Origin of the sequence: Bacillus sp. Au-Bac7 (genome assembly GCF_021341655.1) — a bacterium.
Classification (GTDB): Bacteria; Bacillota; Bacilli; order Bacillales; family Cytobacillaceae; genus Niallia.
Window position 1 is genome coordinate 1 of record NZ_JAJTTG010000008.1, and the last position, 12,448, is coordinate 12,448.

The window sequence follows — 12,448 nt, forward strand, 5'->3', positions numbered from 1 at the left end:
CTTTGTGTGGGGTTTTTTTATGTTTATTTAGATTATGTTAATATTATGAAGTGTAAGGGTACGTATTGAACCCCTACATACCCTCATGTTAATGTTAACAAAAGTGTATCTAAGGAGGAACATATGATAAAAGGTATCATCTTCGACTTTGACGGGCTTATTTTTGACACAGAAACACATCAGTATCATTTATTGCAAGAGCTGTTTGCAGAACACAGCTGTGAATTGCCATTAGAATTATGGCAAAAGGAAATAGGCACACACACCGATTTTTCCCCATACGTATACCTGGAAGAGCAAGCTAAGAAAAAACTGGACTTAGCGGTAATAGAAAGTACCTTCAAAGAGAACTTTTTGAAAAAGCTGGCATCAGAACAGGAGCGACCAGGAGTAAGAGATTATCTGGAAACAGCCAAATCAGCAGGCTTAAAAATCGGCCTTGCATCCAGCTCCAATTATGAGTGGGTTTCAAGTCATTTAAAAAGATTAGGTCTATTTGATTACTTTGACTGTATCAAAACCTCTGATGATGTAGAAAAAGTAAAACCAGATCCAGCACTTTACATAGAAGCAGCCCGCTGCCTGGGATTGGAGCCGAAAGAATGTATCGCATTTGAAGATTCAGCACACGGAGCGCAAGCTGCAAAAACAGCAGGCTTGAATATTGTCATATTCCCAAACGAAGTAACAAATGCCATGCAGTTCTGTGAAGTGGATTACCGCTTTGATTCCATGCTGGCAATGCCGCTTAGTGAATTGGTTAGTAAGTATAAGTAATAGAGAGCAAAAGAGGAATACCCCCATACAGGAGGCTATTCCTCTTTTTCCATACCAGTTAAATTTCTTTAATCACTATTTCCTTTTCTCTATTAACAAAAAAGTGATAAAGTGCACCATAAAGATTAGCATCGTTTTGAAACTTACAGACTGTAATGTTAGGATTTGCCATATGGAGCGGGTTCTGTTTTTTTATTTCCTCTAATGCCCATTTTGTTCTTTCAATAAGTATTGGCTGTGCGCTGATACCGCCGCCAATCGCAAAGATTTCCGGATCTAATATATATTGCAAGTTTAATATTTGAGAAGCAAGATAAATACAAAATCCATCAAAAATAGCATTCGCTTCTTCATCTTGGTTGATGATGTATTCAAATACCGCTTCACCGTCCGTTGGATCGTCCAAATTCTTTGCTTCACCAATACGACGCACCATTTGCACTGCCGAACAATCAGAGCCAAAATATTGGGCTTTTCTTGTTTCCATGTTGATTTTATCCATTACAAAGCTCATTTCACCTGCTGAGAGATTAACCCCTCGATGCAGCTTGCCGTCAATAACTATACCTCCGCCTACACCGCTGCCAAGCACTAAGACAACTGCATCCTTAGCACCATTAATGCTGCCAAGCCATAGTTCAGCTAATGCCGCACATTTACCATCATTTTCAATGGTAACATCCTTTCCATATCTATCCCCAATTCTTTTCGCTAGATTCACTTCATGAAGAAACGGGAAAGATCCACCATGATAAATCGTGCCAGTCTCTACATCCACTGTCCCTGGACAGCTGACAGCAATTCCTTTTACTGCAGATAAATCATGATTATCCAAGATACTGAACAACACCTCTTCAAAATCAGCCAAATTCGTACGAGGCATTGGTTTTTTCCCTTTAGAAGAAATATTTCCTGCAGTATCCATCAACGCATATTTAACAAATGTTCCACCGATATCTAGTACGAAATACATGTATAATTCTCCTAGTCTTTTTTAATAATTTTTAGTTTATCAGAATAGTTGAAGTACTATTATATTTCGCCATAGAAATGGATTTTTCCTTTTTTAATGAATAGGCATTTTACTATTACTCATTCCTTCCCTAAAGCTAGGACTCATACTAAAAGTGCGAACACTTATAACCTAATTCCCCTATTCAAAAGCTATATATTTATCATAAAAAACACCTTGTGTTGTGAAAAGATAAGGACTAAACCAAAGAAAACTTATCCTAAAGTAAAGCAACTTATAATTTATTTTTGTTTTTTGAGGTAATTTTCCTATTCTCCCTTTATATAAAAAATGTTTTTGTCTAAATTAAGAACAAAATATACAACTATCCAAATTTTGATGTAAGTTTTTGATTTTTATAGTAAGTTATTTCGTTAATTCAGGAAATTTGCTCTAAAACCCTTTAAGAAAAACAACCCTTCAACAAATATTCAAACTTGTTCGTCCATATTGTGAACGATTACACAAGTTTATTTTAGACATGTTCAGATTAATATATGATTGTTTTGTAACATCAAAATATTTATAAAAGGAGTGTGGATTAAACAATGTCAAAGTTTGTAATTTCTTCTGCTCTCGCCCTTGGATTATTAGCAAGTTCAGTAAGTGCTACTGATGTATAAAATGAGGATGTTGAAGGACCAGCAATCACCTTAGAGGACGAGTCTAGTATTAGCAACAGTGCTTCAGCAAGAGCTGTTTCTTCAGGTAAGGGAACTTTAACTGGTTCCAATCCATTAGGACTTAAACCTCGTGCTTCTGCTTCAACAACTGTTAATAGCGGTACAGCTTATTTTTTAAAGGCTAAAGTTAATAGTAACAATAATGGTACTTCTACAAGTTCAACCGGATGGCATAGTTTAAATAATACTAGTAAGGTGAGTACTTCAAAACTAGTAGCCTCTACAGAAAAAGCTACTTTCCACGGATATCATGAATTAAAGAAAAAGAAAACATCATCGTTAGAAACAGCTAACACAACTTTAAAATTCTAAAATTAAAAGCTACAGACATTTCTGTAGCTTTATTTAACGGAAGGAGATGTCGTTGATTAATTTTCTATTTAGAAAAAAAACATTTTTTTTAGCTTTATTACTTTTAATTGTAGTGATTTTTTTAATTATACATTTAAATTTGTCTAAAAATTCAGAACGAAGAGAAGAAACAGGCAATATAAAGATTTCTAATGTACCTCAAGATAGCTTAGACCTAGGCGCAGGTTATTCACTAGAATTAAACAGTCTAGTCATAGAACAAGAAAGCCAAGTATATGGAACCATTGTAATGGATAGCCCGCAAGATAAATTAGAAGTTCACTTTGACAATCGAGGAAATACTGGTAACTATATTTTAAAAGTATTATATGATTACGAAGAAGTCGATTTTAAAATTGATAATAAAAATTATCTGAGCTCATACCCCTTTCATTTGGAGACAGGTAAATCAATTAGGTTTCCAATTGAGCTAGCCTCAAATATAACTGCAGATAAGCATTCACATAAGCTATTAGTGGCTGTCTATGCATCTCCTGAAAAAAATGCAAGTACAATTGAAGCCATGACAAATGAATATGGAATGACCCTAGACTATGAGATTACTTTTAATAAAAGCAATCAATCGTTTAACTCTAATAAGGAGTATACTTCTCCTGAAAAAAAGATAAAAGCTGAATATCAAGGATTAATGGTAAATGAAAATTTTAATAATTTTAAAGAAATATTATATCCGCCATACAACCTAAAAGCCAAAAAGGGTGAAAAAATTAAACTAGCTTATAACGCTGGAAAATATCCAGAGGCAAAGGATTATTTAATTATCAGTATGCTGGATTGGAAACAAACAGAGATGAATGGTGCACCTTATTTATTTATAAAAAATGATCCTAATTTTATTGATTACGGCACATTTTTTATTACAGCTCCGGATAAAGAGGGGTTATATGAATATTCTGCAGTTATTGTCCCAGATCCATATAAACATAAAAATGATGAGTATTATTCTTCTATAGAAACCGGTTATCGTTTTACGATAGAGGTTGAATAGCAATGAACAAACCAATTGATATAAAAAAAGAATTCACTGCACATAACAGTGAATTCTTTTTTTGTTTCTAGTTATTTGTCTGTATCGATTTCTCAGCTAATTCTGCCAGCTCTTGAGCGGTTTTGCTCATTTCTTGCATGGTTGCAGAGAATTCTTGAATGGAACCAGCCTGCGTATCTGTTAATTTATTAATATTATTAAACGCATTTCCCAGGTCTTTAATTAAGTTCTGAATGGTTTTTGTAATATCGTTAATTTGACCAACATTATCTTTAGAATTAGTGGCCAGTTTCCTAATTTCATTTGCTACAACTGAAAAGCCTTTACCAGAGTCTCCGGCTCTGGCTGCTTCAATTGCAGCATTTAGGCCTAACAGGTTGCTCTGGTCTGATATTCCTTTTACTACAGTCGATATGTTTCCAATTTCCTCAGCACTGTTGCTTACTTGGCTTATTTGAGAGGAAACTTCTGTTACTTGTTCAGAAAGCTGGGAGACAGATGTACTGATTTCCTCGATGGATGCTGCTGTCTCTTCCACAATAGCCGAAAAACTTTCAGCCATTTCATAAAGCTGGTTTGCCTTCTCTAGACTTGTCCCTAAACCAACTCCCCCTATTACTCTTCCATTCTCGTCATGTAAAGGGATGGCTCTTGCTATCAATGGAAAACCAAATAATTCTTTCGGTACCATCGCCGCTTTGGCTTCATTACGTCTCACTGCCTCTGTAATGATGTCACCTTCCGCTAATGGATCGCCAGGAGTTACATTCAAAGAAAAACTCTTACCAGGCACATTCATTAATAATTTTTCCGTATCATAAATTCCGATAGTGATATCGTCTTGGACTAAATTATTTAAATAAGGTGCTACTTTAATAAAAGCCTCCAGCAATTCAGAAGTTACAGCACCTTTATTTTCCTCTTTTACATCTATCATTTCTCCACCTCTTTCTATCATTAATAAGGGAATAACCTTTGTCCGTAATTAACGGAAATCCATTTTAATGTCGTAAACTCCTCTAAACTCCACTCACCGTTTAAGCGGCCAAGCCCTGATTGTTTTTCACCGCCAAAGGCTACGATTGGTTCATCGTTAATCGTTACGTCATTTACATGAATCATACCAGTATGGATTTTCTTAGAAATTTCTACTCCTCTTTCCACATTAGCTGTGTGAATAGCACCGCTCAATCCGAAAGGTGTATTGTTAGCAATAGTGATGGCTTCTTCATCCGTGCTGAAAGGTATGACACAAACTAACGGGCCAAACAATTCTTCTTGGGTTAGTTTAGATTCTGGATCTTTTACTTCAAGTATAGTAGGCTCTACTAATCTCCCTTTAATTTTTCCTCTTAACAATGGATTTGCACCTTCTTTTATCGCAGCTTCAATAATGTCTGCTAATACTTGTGCCTGTCTGTCATTGATTACAGGTCCAATTACTGTCTCTGGGTCTCTAGGATCCCCTGTTTTCAATGACGCTGCCTTTTGAACATATTTGTCAATAAATGTGGAATAAATGGATTCATGCACTAGAATACGATTTGCAGACATGCAAATTTGTCCTTGATGGGTAAATCGACTAAAAGTTGCAGCATTAACTGCATATTCTAAATCAGCATCTTCCATCACAATAAACGCGCTATTGCCGCCAAGTTCAAGTAATGGCTTTTTAAAGTTTTTCACAGCTAATTGGCCAATATAGCTTCCGACTTTAGTTGAACCAGTAAATGAAATGATCCGAGGAATTGGGTGTTCTACAAATGTATCTCCAATTTCTTTAATATCTGTGACTACTACATTTAATAGCCCTTTCGGAACTCCTGCTTCTTCAAAAATTTTGCCAATAAGTGTTCCGCCTGTTACTGGCGAATGTTCATGTGGCTTTAAGACAACACCATTTCCCGCTCCTAAAGCAGGTGCTACTGATTTAACTGATAAGAAGAAAGGAAAATTAAATGGACTAATTACCCCTACTACACCTGCTGGAATTCTATATAATCTGTTTTCTTTCCCATCCTCTACAGAAGGCAAGATTTTACCTTCCATACGCAATGGGAAAGTTGCAGCTTCCTTTATCATATTTTTTACTAAACCAATTTCAAACGCTGCTTTAAGTTTTGTGCCACCAAGTTCGTCGATGATTAGGTCTGTAATTTCTTCTTCATGTGCTTCTATGTAAGATACTGCTTTCTCGAGGATATCCCGCTTCTTATAAGGATTTACCTTATCCCATTCTTCCTTTGCCTTCTCTGCTGCACGGTATGCCAGATCCACATCGGATTTGTCTGCGATAATAAAGCTTGTTAAAATCTCATCATTATAAGGATTAATGTTTTCCATCGCTTTGCCGCTATTACCATCTCGCCACTCACCGTTTATAAACTGCTTTCCTAATGATTCAAAACTTAACATATTGAATATCCTCCTTTAATTGTGTAAAAGATTTGCTTGCAGATACATGCTCCTGCATTCCTCTAATAAAAAAACTAAGCACTAACTTTATTTATCAATCGATAAGCAAAATGTATAAGCAGTGCTAATTTGTTTCAAGAAGATACTGCATAAAAGAAAGTGCTACCATAATACTAGAAAATCGGTAAAAGCTTTTTCTAGCATACTGTTGTTATTGTATCCTCCTAAGCTATAATTTCTCGTAAAAGCTGTAAAGCACATTTACCATAATTACTAAATAACAACATTGTTGGTATATTATTCTTTAATAATTATTTCGTCATAAATAAATCGATCTTAATAGTTCTAAATACCTAATCGATAATGGTAATCATACTCATTAATACTGTTTTCCACACAAATAAGCCGATTAATGGATGATTAATCGGCTAAAATTTTATTTGTCATATATTAATTCTATGTTTAGGTGCTGGTTATTTTTCTTAATGCCTTAGCAAGCCTGTTTATACCGACCGGGATTTCTTGATCGTCTACTTTACCGTATGTTAACCGCATATAGCCAGATTTCGTGCCTAAGATAGAGCCGGGTGTGAATATAACCCCCTCTTCAATCGATTGTTCTAACAAGCGAATTTCGTCCATTCCGCCAGTTAATCTGCACCATAAATGGATACCTCCGTGGGGAAAATAGTAGTCAACTTGCTCTCCCAGAATTTCTGCGATACTATCTATCATAATATCCCGTTTTTGCTCCAATTTGCTTTTTAAAGCCTCAATATGCTCTGTAAAGTAATCAGAACGTAAGAATTCAGTGCCAATCCATTGGGAGAAGACAGAATGCCCGAAATCAAACTGCTGTTTTGCATCTGCAAGCCTCTCTATAACGGGAGTTGGTCCGATTACCCAGCCAATTCTGAAACCAGAAGCAGCAATTTTAGTTAAGGAGCTTATATACAGGACATTCCCATTTTCATCTAATGACTTTAATGTATTTGTATCTTCCTCTGTATAGTTAAGGAGACTATATGGATCATCCTCGACAATGGGGATGCCGAATTCTGAGGAAATATCTAATATTCTTTTCCGTTTAGCAGCAGGCAAAATCATCCCTGTAGGATTCTGGAAGATAGGATTCAAAAATATCATTTTTATTTGATGCTTTTTGTGCAAATCAATAAGCTCCTCTGGATTAATACCTTTTTTGCTTACATCCAAATGAAATACCTTTAGCCCTGCTGACTTAAAAATCGGTAAACTGTAGTGATAAGACGGATTTTCAATAACTACTGCATCCCCTGGTTTCAAAAGACATTCAATAATTAGATGAATAGCCTGTTGGGCTCCTGAAGTAACTAGAATGGAATCGGGGGTAGTTACTATCCCCTTATCGCGTTTTACATGATCACTGATCGTTTTACGAAGCTCAATATTCCCTTGTGGATGATCGTATCCTAAGTGGCCAGTAAAACTTTGGGAATTGATTATTTTTTTGACATAATCCTCCGGCATAAGTTCATTTGAAAGCTCACCGCTGGCAAAATTCACAAGACTAGACTCCTCAGATATATGTCTTATCCGCTGAGCAACAGGCATATTAGCCTGAAAAGAACCTCTTTCTATATATTTATTCCAGCTTGGGATTCGCCTTTTTGTCAGCCCCCATATATCCTTGCTGACAATCGTCCCGCTCCCTCGCTTTCTTTCGACTAGACCATTTGCTTCCAGCTCTGAATAGGCTGCAACAATTGTACTGCGGTTGACCTTATAAGCCTCTGCAAGCTTACGTTCGGATGGCAATGGTTTATCAATCGGAAACAATCCATTCTGTATCCCTTGTTCTATATGCTCTGCAATCTGCTTATAAACGGCTTTTCCTTTACTTTTATCTGGTTTCCAATCCATTTTTTTGAATCTCCAGTAATTAATTATTTTTCATTCACTATCATTTATTCTTCTCTTAATTTGCCTAGAATTAATATTATATACTATCCGTTTACTCCTTTTAAATATCACTTTTATAACTTTGGCACGTTATCATGGTTAATCACAAATAAAAAACCCTTCAGGGAGAAATGCAGCATCTCTCGTTAATGAGAGTTTATGCTGCTCTCTACCTAAAGGGTGTTCTTTACGTGTATATCAATTAATAAGGATCTGCATCATGCCCCTTCTCAACCGCTTGCTCTGGTGCTTTATCACTTTCCTTGTTTCCTAATGGATGACTGCTAGGCTTATCGCTTGCAGCATTAGCCAATCCTTCTCGCAAACGGTGCCCGTATTCCTCGTCTGCCTCTTCAGCAAGTGCAATCATTGCATCTTGAATTCTTTGATCACATTGAGACAAGTCTCCGACAAGATTGGAGATTAATTCATCCTTTTCCCATTGTTCAAATTCCCTGTACGTTTGACCTGCTTGTTTTGTATTGTCGTTTCGGTCAATAGATTCGCGGACAAGATTACCCTCAACTCTTGGACTATAATCCTTGCCAGAAGGCTCTGCTTCCTTCAAGCCGCCGAGAATAGAAGGTTCATAGTTAATATGCTTGTCCTTTCGGTCCACATGATACTGCATTTGACCGCCGCTTTGATTAGTAGCAACTCTCTTCTTCGGTGCATTGATTGGGAGCTGAAGATAATTTGCTCCTACACGGTGGCGCTGTGTATCAGAATAAGAGAATGTTCGTCCTTGAAGCATTTTATCATCTGAGAACTCTAAGCCGTCCACAAGGACACCTGTACCAAATGCTGCCTGCTCTACTTCTGCAAAATAATCTTCTGGATTTTTGTTAAGAACCATCTTACCTACTGGAATCCAAGGGAACTCATCTTTCGGCCACAGCTTCGTATCATCAAGCGGGTCAAAGTCTAGCTCAGGATGTTCTTCATCGCTCATAAATTGAACAAACAGCTCCCACTCTGGGTAATCCCCTTGTTCGATGGCATTGTATAAGTCTTGAGTGGCATGATTGAAATTAGTAGCCTGAATTTCATTGGCTTCCTTTTGAGTAAGATTCTTAATTCCTTGCTTTGGTTCCCAATGGTATTTCACCAGAACCGATTCTCCTTCGCTGTTCACCCATTTATATGTATTGACACCTGATCCCTGCATCATGCGGTAGTTTGCGGGAATTCCCCAAGGAGAATAAACGAAAGTCACCATATGGAATGTTTCCGGTGAGCTTGCACAAAAATCGAAGAACCGCTCTGGACTTTGAATATTCGTGACTGGGTCTGGCTTAAAGGCATGTATCATATCAGGAAACTTCATTGCATCACGGATAAAGAATATCTTCAAGTTATTTCCGACAAGATCCCAATTTCCGTCTTCTGTATAGAATTTCACAGCAAACCCTCTTGGATCACGAAGCGTTTCCGGTGAGTGCCCTCCATGTATGACAGATGAAAAACGAACAAAGACAGGAGTGCGCTTGCCTTTTTCTTGGAAAAGCTTAGCACGTGTATATTTGGAGATATGTTCATCCCCAGCTGTGCCATATGCCTCGAAATATCCGTGAGCACCTGCACCACGGGCATGTACAACACGCTCTGGAACACGCTCCCTGTCAAAATGACTAATTTTTTCAATGAAATTATAATTCTCTAACGTTGCGGGACCTCTGTTGCCGACAGTCCGAATATTCTGGTTATTCGTTACAGGATGTCCCTGTCTATTCGTTAACGTATCTTCGTTTTCCCGTTTATTTTCATTCTTTGACTGTTCGTTTCTCAACCTTCTTCATCCCTTTCTCATTACTATTTGGACAATATTGTCCAATTTTATCCTATGAAACTATTACCCCATTTTCATTAAAATAATCCTTATTTAAGAATAAATATAAAAAAGCCTCAGGTATTTTCCTTTAACCTTAACATTTCTTACATTAGCTTGATTACATACACCAATAACCACCCTTTTGCTATGAACTGGAAAATAAATCTAGTATAATTGTTTTATTATTGTTTTAAGGAGACATGCTTTTGAAAACACTCATCAAGAATAAATACATATGGATTTTTATTACATACTTATTGATAATGACAATTTTGCCGATAGGGATTAAATTACTTTTTTACTTAGTTGGAGTAGGAACAACGAAGGAGGTAGCTTTTGGGGATTATCAAATCAGCAGTCCAATGCTGAGCGTTGTACTTAACCTTCTCATTCTATTTTTCATATTAGGATTTATCGTTTTTCTCTATGTAAAAACGTCATTATTTCAGTGGAAAAAACCAATTGTAAAAGGTAAAGATCTGTTATATGCTGTTTATGTTTTTTTCGGAGGAAAAATAGCAACTGCGATTGTAGTTGTCATTATCTCTTTGTTGTTCGGTCTGAATATGGAGGAAGCTCCGCAAAACCAGCAAGCGGTAGAGCAAATGATTCGTACAAGCTTCATTACTGTTATTCAAGTAACGATACTTGCGCCAATTATTGAGGAATTTTTCTTCCGCAAAGTTATCATTGGACATATTTTCACCAAGCATAAATATTTAGGATTATTGTTTAGCTCCATATTATTTGGCGGTATGCATATGCTTGCCGGTTTCTCTTTGCCTGGGATGATATTGTACAGCGGGTTAGGATTTTTCTTAGGCTTAGTCTATATAAAGACAAATCGTTTAGAAACTTCCATCATTGCGCATGGTTTTAATAACTTTATATCCTACTTATTAGTACTTATTGTTCGATAGCAATAAATAAAAAACATCCCAATTGATTAGCTGCTTACACAATTGGGATGTTTACTGTTATCTTTCATAGGAAAACCTAGCAAGGAATTGTTTTGTTCGTTCTTCCTTTGTTTGTTCAAAAACTTCCTTTGGGGTGCCTTGCTCAACAATGACACCATCTTCCATAAAAACGATTCTGTCGGCAATGTCATATGCAAAGCTCATTTCATGTGTGACAATAACCATTGTGACACCACTTTCGGCAACCTTTTTTATGACATCTAGTGTTTCTCCGACTAATTCTGGATCAAGGGCGGAGGTAGGTTCATCGAATAGAATGACCTCTGGATTCAAAGCAAGTGCCCTCGCAATACCGACACGCTGCTGCTGACCGCCTGACAGCTGGTGGGGATAAAAATCCTCCTTATCCTTTAAACCGACCTTTTCCAGCAGTTCTAATCCAGTTTGATACGCTTTATCCTTTGACACCTTCCTAGCTATCACTAGTCCTTCCATAATGTTTTCTATCGCTGTTTTATGGAGGAATAAGTCATATTGCTGAAAGACCATCGCTGTCTTTCGTCTGAGCTCCAATATATCTTTAGAACTTGCCTTCTTGAAATGGACCCTTTTATCACTTATTGTCAGCTCGCCGGAATCTGCCCTTTCCAGAAAATTCAGGCATCTCAAGAAAGTTGTTTTACCTGAACCACTCGGGCCTAGTATGACGACAACCTCACCCTTTTTTATTTGCAGATCAATTCCTTTAAGAATTTCATTTTTCCCGAACTTTTTGGAGATTTTTTTAATTTCTATCATGCGAAGCCTCTCCTTTTGCTGCGGCTGAAATAACGTTCATAGCCGGATGATATTCCCTCTAGTGCGGCACAAACGGGCCAGTAAATTAAGGATGCAGCCACATAAGCTTCTAGGAAGCGATAATTGACGTTTGCCTCAATTAGCGCACCATTCAATATATCAACAACTGAAACCATCGATACTAAAGAGGATGCCTTGATCAAGGAAATTAGCGTACTGTTTATCATAGGAAAGGCAATCGGAAATACTTGCGGAATTACTACTCTCCTAATTACTTGTGTCCCAGATAGTCCTATTGAATATGCAGCATCAAACTGTCCTTTTGGGATGGCAGACAGTGATCCTCTAAAGATTTCAGACAAACCGCTAGTGGCGTATAATGTTAAAGCAAAAATTGCTACCCATCTTCTGTCAATATTTTTGAAGCTGATATCCCATGACCAAGACTTTGCCAGCTGATCCAACATATCGGAACTGATAATATAAGTAACTAATAAAATAAGAATGACAGGAATCGCTTTAAAGATGGTCACAAACCACTTAAAGAAAGTGGAAAGGACCGAGATTTCATAAAATCGTACAAGCGCAATGACAAGACCAAACACTGAACCTAATATCAAAGGCAAAAATCCTAGCAGCAAGGTTGTTGGCAAATATTGCAGTGCCGCAGCCAAAGCCTTAAACATAAATGGGAAATCAAAATCCATATCA

General features: G+C 37.1%; 11 protein-coding genes. 3 read left to right on the forward strand and 8 right to left on the reverse strand.

Going from position 1 to position 12,448, the window contains the following annotated elements:
* The first annotated feature begins 123 nt into the window (after positions 1-123).
* Positions 124-777, forward strand: coding sequence for an HAD family hydrolase (locus tag LXM54_RS19700; RefSeq protein WP_233316945.1), 654 nt, complete (start codon positions 124-126; stop codon positions 775-777).
* Positions 778-835: 58 nt separating this feature from the next.
* Here LXM54_RS19700 and LXM54_RS19705 read toward each other — a convergent pair whose 3' ends face one another.
* Positions 836-1,750 carry an ROK family protein gene (locus LXM54_RS19705; protein WP_233316946.1) on the reverse strand — a complete coding sequence of 305 codons (915 nt, stop codon included), beginning with the start codon at positions 1,748-1,750 and terminating at the stop codon, positions 836-838.
* Between the two features lie 580 nt (positions 1,751-2,330).
* Entirely contained in the window at positions 2,331-2,522 is a 192-nt protein-coding gene (locus tag LXM54_RS19710; RefSeq protein ID WP_233316947.1) for a hypothetical protein, read from the reverse strand.
* A gap of 314 nt (positions 2,523-2,836) precedes the next feature.
* Between LXM54_RS19710 and LXM54_RS19715 the strand changes: the two genes are divergently transcribed.
* Positions 2,837-3,832: a hypothetical protein gene (locus LXM54_RS19715; RefSeq protein ID WP_233316948.1), complete on the forward strand. Its 996-nt coding sequence runs from the start codon at positions 2,837-2,839 to the stop codon at positions 3,830-3,832.
* A gap of 67 nt (positions 3,833-3,899) precedes the next feature.
* Here the strand turns inward: LXM54_RS19715 and LXM54_RS19720 are convergent, their stop codons facing one another.
* From LXM54_RS19720 to LXM54_RS19735, 4 genes are all read right to left on the reverse strand, one after another.
* A complete protein-coding gene (locus LXM54_RS19720; RefSeq protein ID WP_233316949.1) occupies positions 3,900-4,769 on the reverse strand; it encodes a methyl-accepting chemotaxis protein in 870 nt (289 codons plus the stop codon).
* Between the two features lie 20 nt (positions 4,770-4,789).
* Positions 4,790-6,247: an aldehyde dehydrogenase family protein gene (locus LXM54_RS19725; RefSeq protein ID WP_233316950.1), complete on the reverse strand. Its 1,458-nt coding sequence runs from the start codon at positions 6,245-6,247 to the stop codon at positions 4,790-4,792.
* A gap of 462 nt (positions 6,248-6,709) precedes the next feature.
* A complete protein-coding gene (gene pdxR / locus LXM54_RS19730) occupies positions 6,710-8,149 on the reverse strand; it encodes a MocR-like pyridoxine biosynthesis transcription factor PdxR (RefSeq protein ID WP_233316951.1) in 1,440 nt (479 codons plus the stop codon).
* Positions 8,150-8,390: 241 nt separating this feature from the next.
* A complete protein-coding gene (locus LXM54_RS19735) occupies positions 8,391-9,977 on the reverse strand; it encodes a catalase (protein WP_233316952.1) in 1,587 nt (528 codons plus the stop codon).
* Positions 9,978-10,225: 248 nt separating this feature from the next.
* On the opposite strand from LXM54_RS19735, the gene LXM54_RS19740 reads away from it, so the two are divergent.
* Positions 10,226-10,939, forward strand: coding sequence for a CPBP family intramembrane glutamic endopeptidase (locus tag LXM54_RS19740; protein WP_233316953.1), 714 nt, complete (start codon positions 10,226-10,228; stop codon positions 10,937-10,939).
* Between the two features lie 57 nt (positions 10,940-10,996).
* On the opposite strand, the gene LXM54_RS19745 is transcribed toward LXM54_RS19740, so the two are convergent.
* Both LXM54_RS19745 and LXM54_RS19750 read right to left on the reverse strand, forming a co-directional pair.
* Positions 10,997-11,737, reverse strand: coding sequence for an amino acid ABC transporter ATP-binding protein (locus LXM54_RS19745; RefSeq protein WP_233316954.1), 741 nt, complete (start codon positions 11,735-11,737; stop codon positions 10,997-10,999).
* A complete protein-coding gene (locus LXM54_RS19750) occupies positions 11,734-12,444 on the reverse strand; it encodes an ABC transporter permease subunit (RefSeq protein WP_233316955.1) in 711 nt (236 codons plus the stop codon). Before LXM54_RS19750 ends, LXM54_RS19745 begins: the two co-directional genes overlap by 4 nt.
* Positions 12,445-12,448: the final 4 nt, after the last annotated feature.

Excerpts from the sequence above, each read along its gene's own strand:
- LXM54_RS19700 (WP_233316945.1), top strand. The coding sequence starts at position 124 with ATGATAAAAGGTATCATCTTCGACTTTGACGGGCTTATTTTTGACACA.
- LXM54_RS19745 (WP_233316954.1), bottom strand. The coding sequence starts at position 11,737 with ATGATAGAAATTAAAAAAATCTCCAAAAAGTTCGGGAAAAATGAAATT.
- LXM54_RS19705 (WP_233316946.1), bottom strand. The coding sequence starts at position 1,750 with ATGTATTTCGTACTAGATATCGGTGGAACATTTGTTAAATATGCGTTG.
- LXM54_RS19725 (WP_233316950.1), bottom strand. The coding sequence starts at position 6,247 with ATGTTAAGTTTTGAATCATTAGGAAAGCAGTTTATAAACGGTGAGTGG.
- LXM54_RS19720 (WP_233316949.1), bottom strand. The coding sequence starts at position 4,769 with ATGATAGATGTAAAAGAGGAAAATAAAGGTGCTGTAACTTCTGAATTG.
- LXM54_RS19750 (WP_233316955.1), bottom strand. The coding sequence starts at position 12,444 with ATGGATTTTGATTTCCCATTTATGTTTAAGGCTTTGGCTGCGGCACTG.
- pdxR (WP_233316951.1), bottom strand. The coding sequence starts at position 8,149 with ATGGATTGGAAACCAGATAAAAGTAAAGGAAAAGCCGTTTATAAGCAG.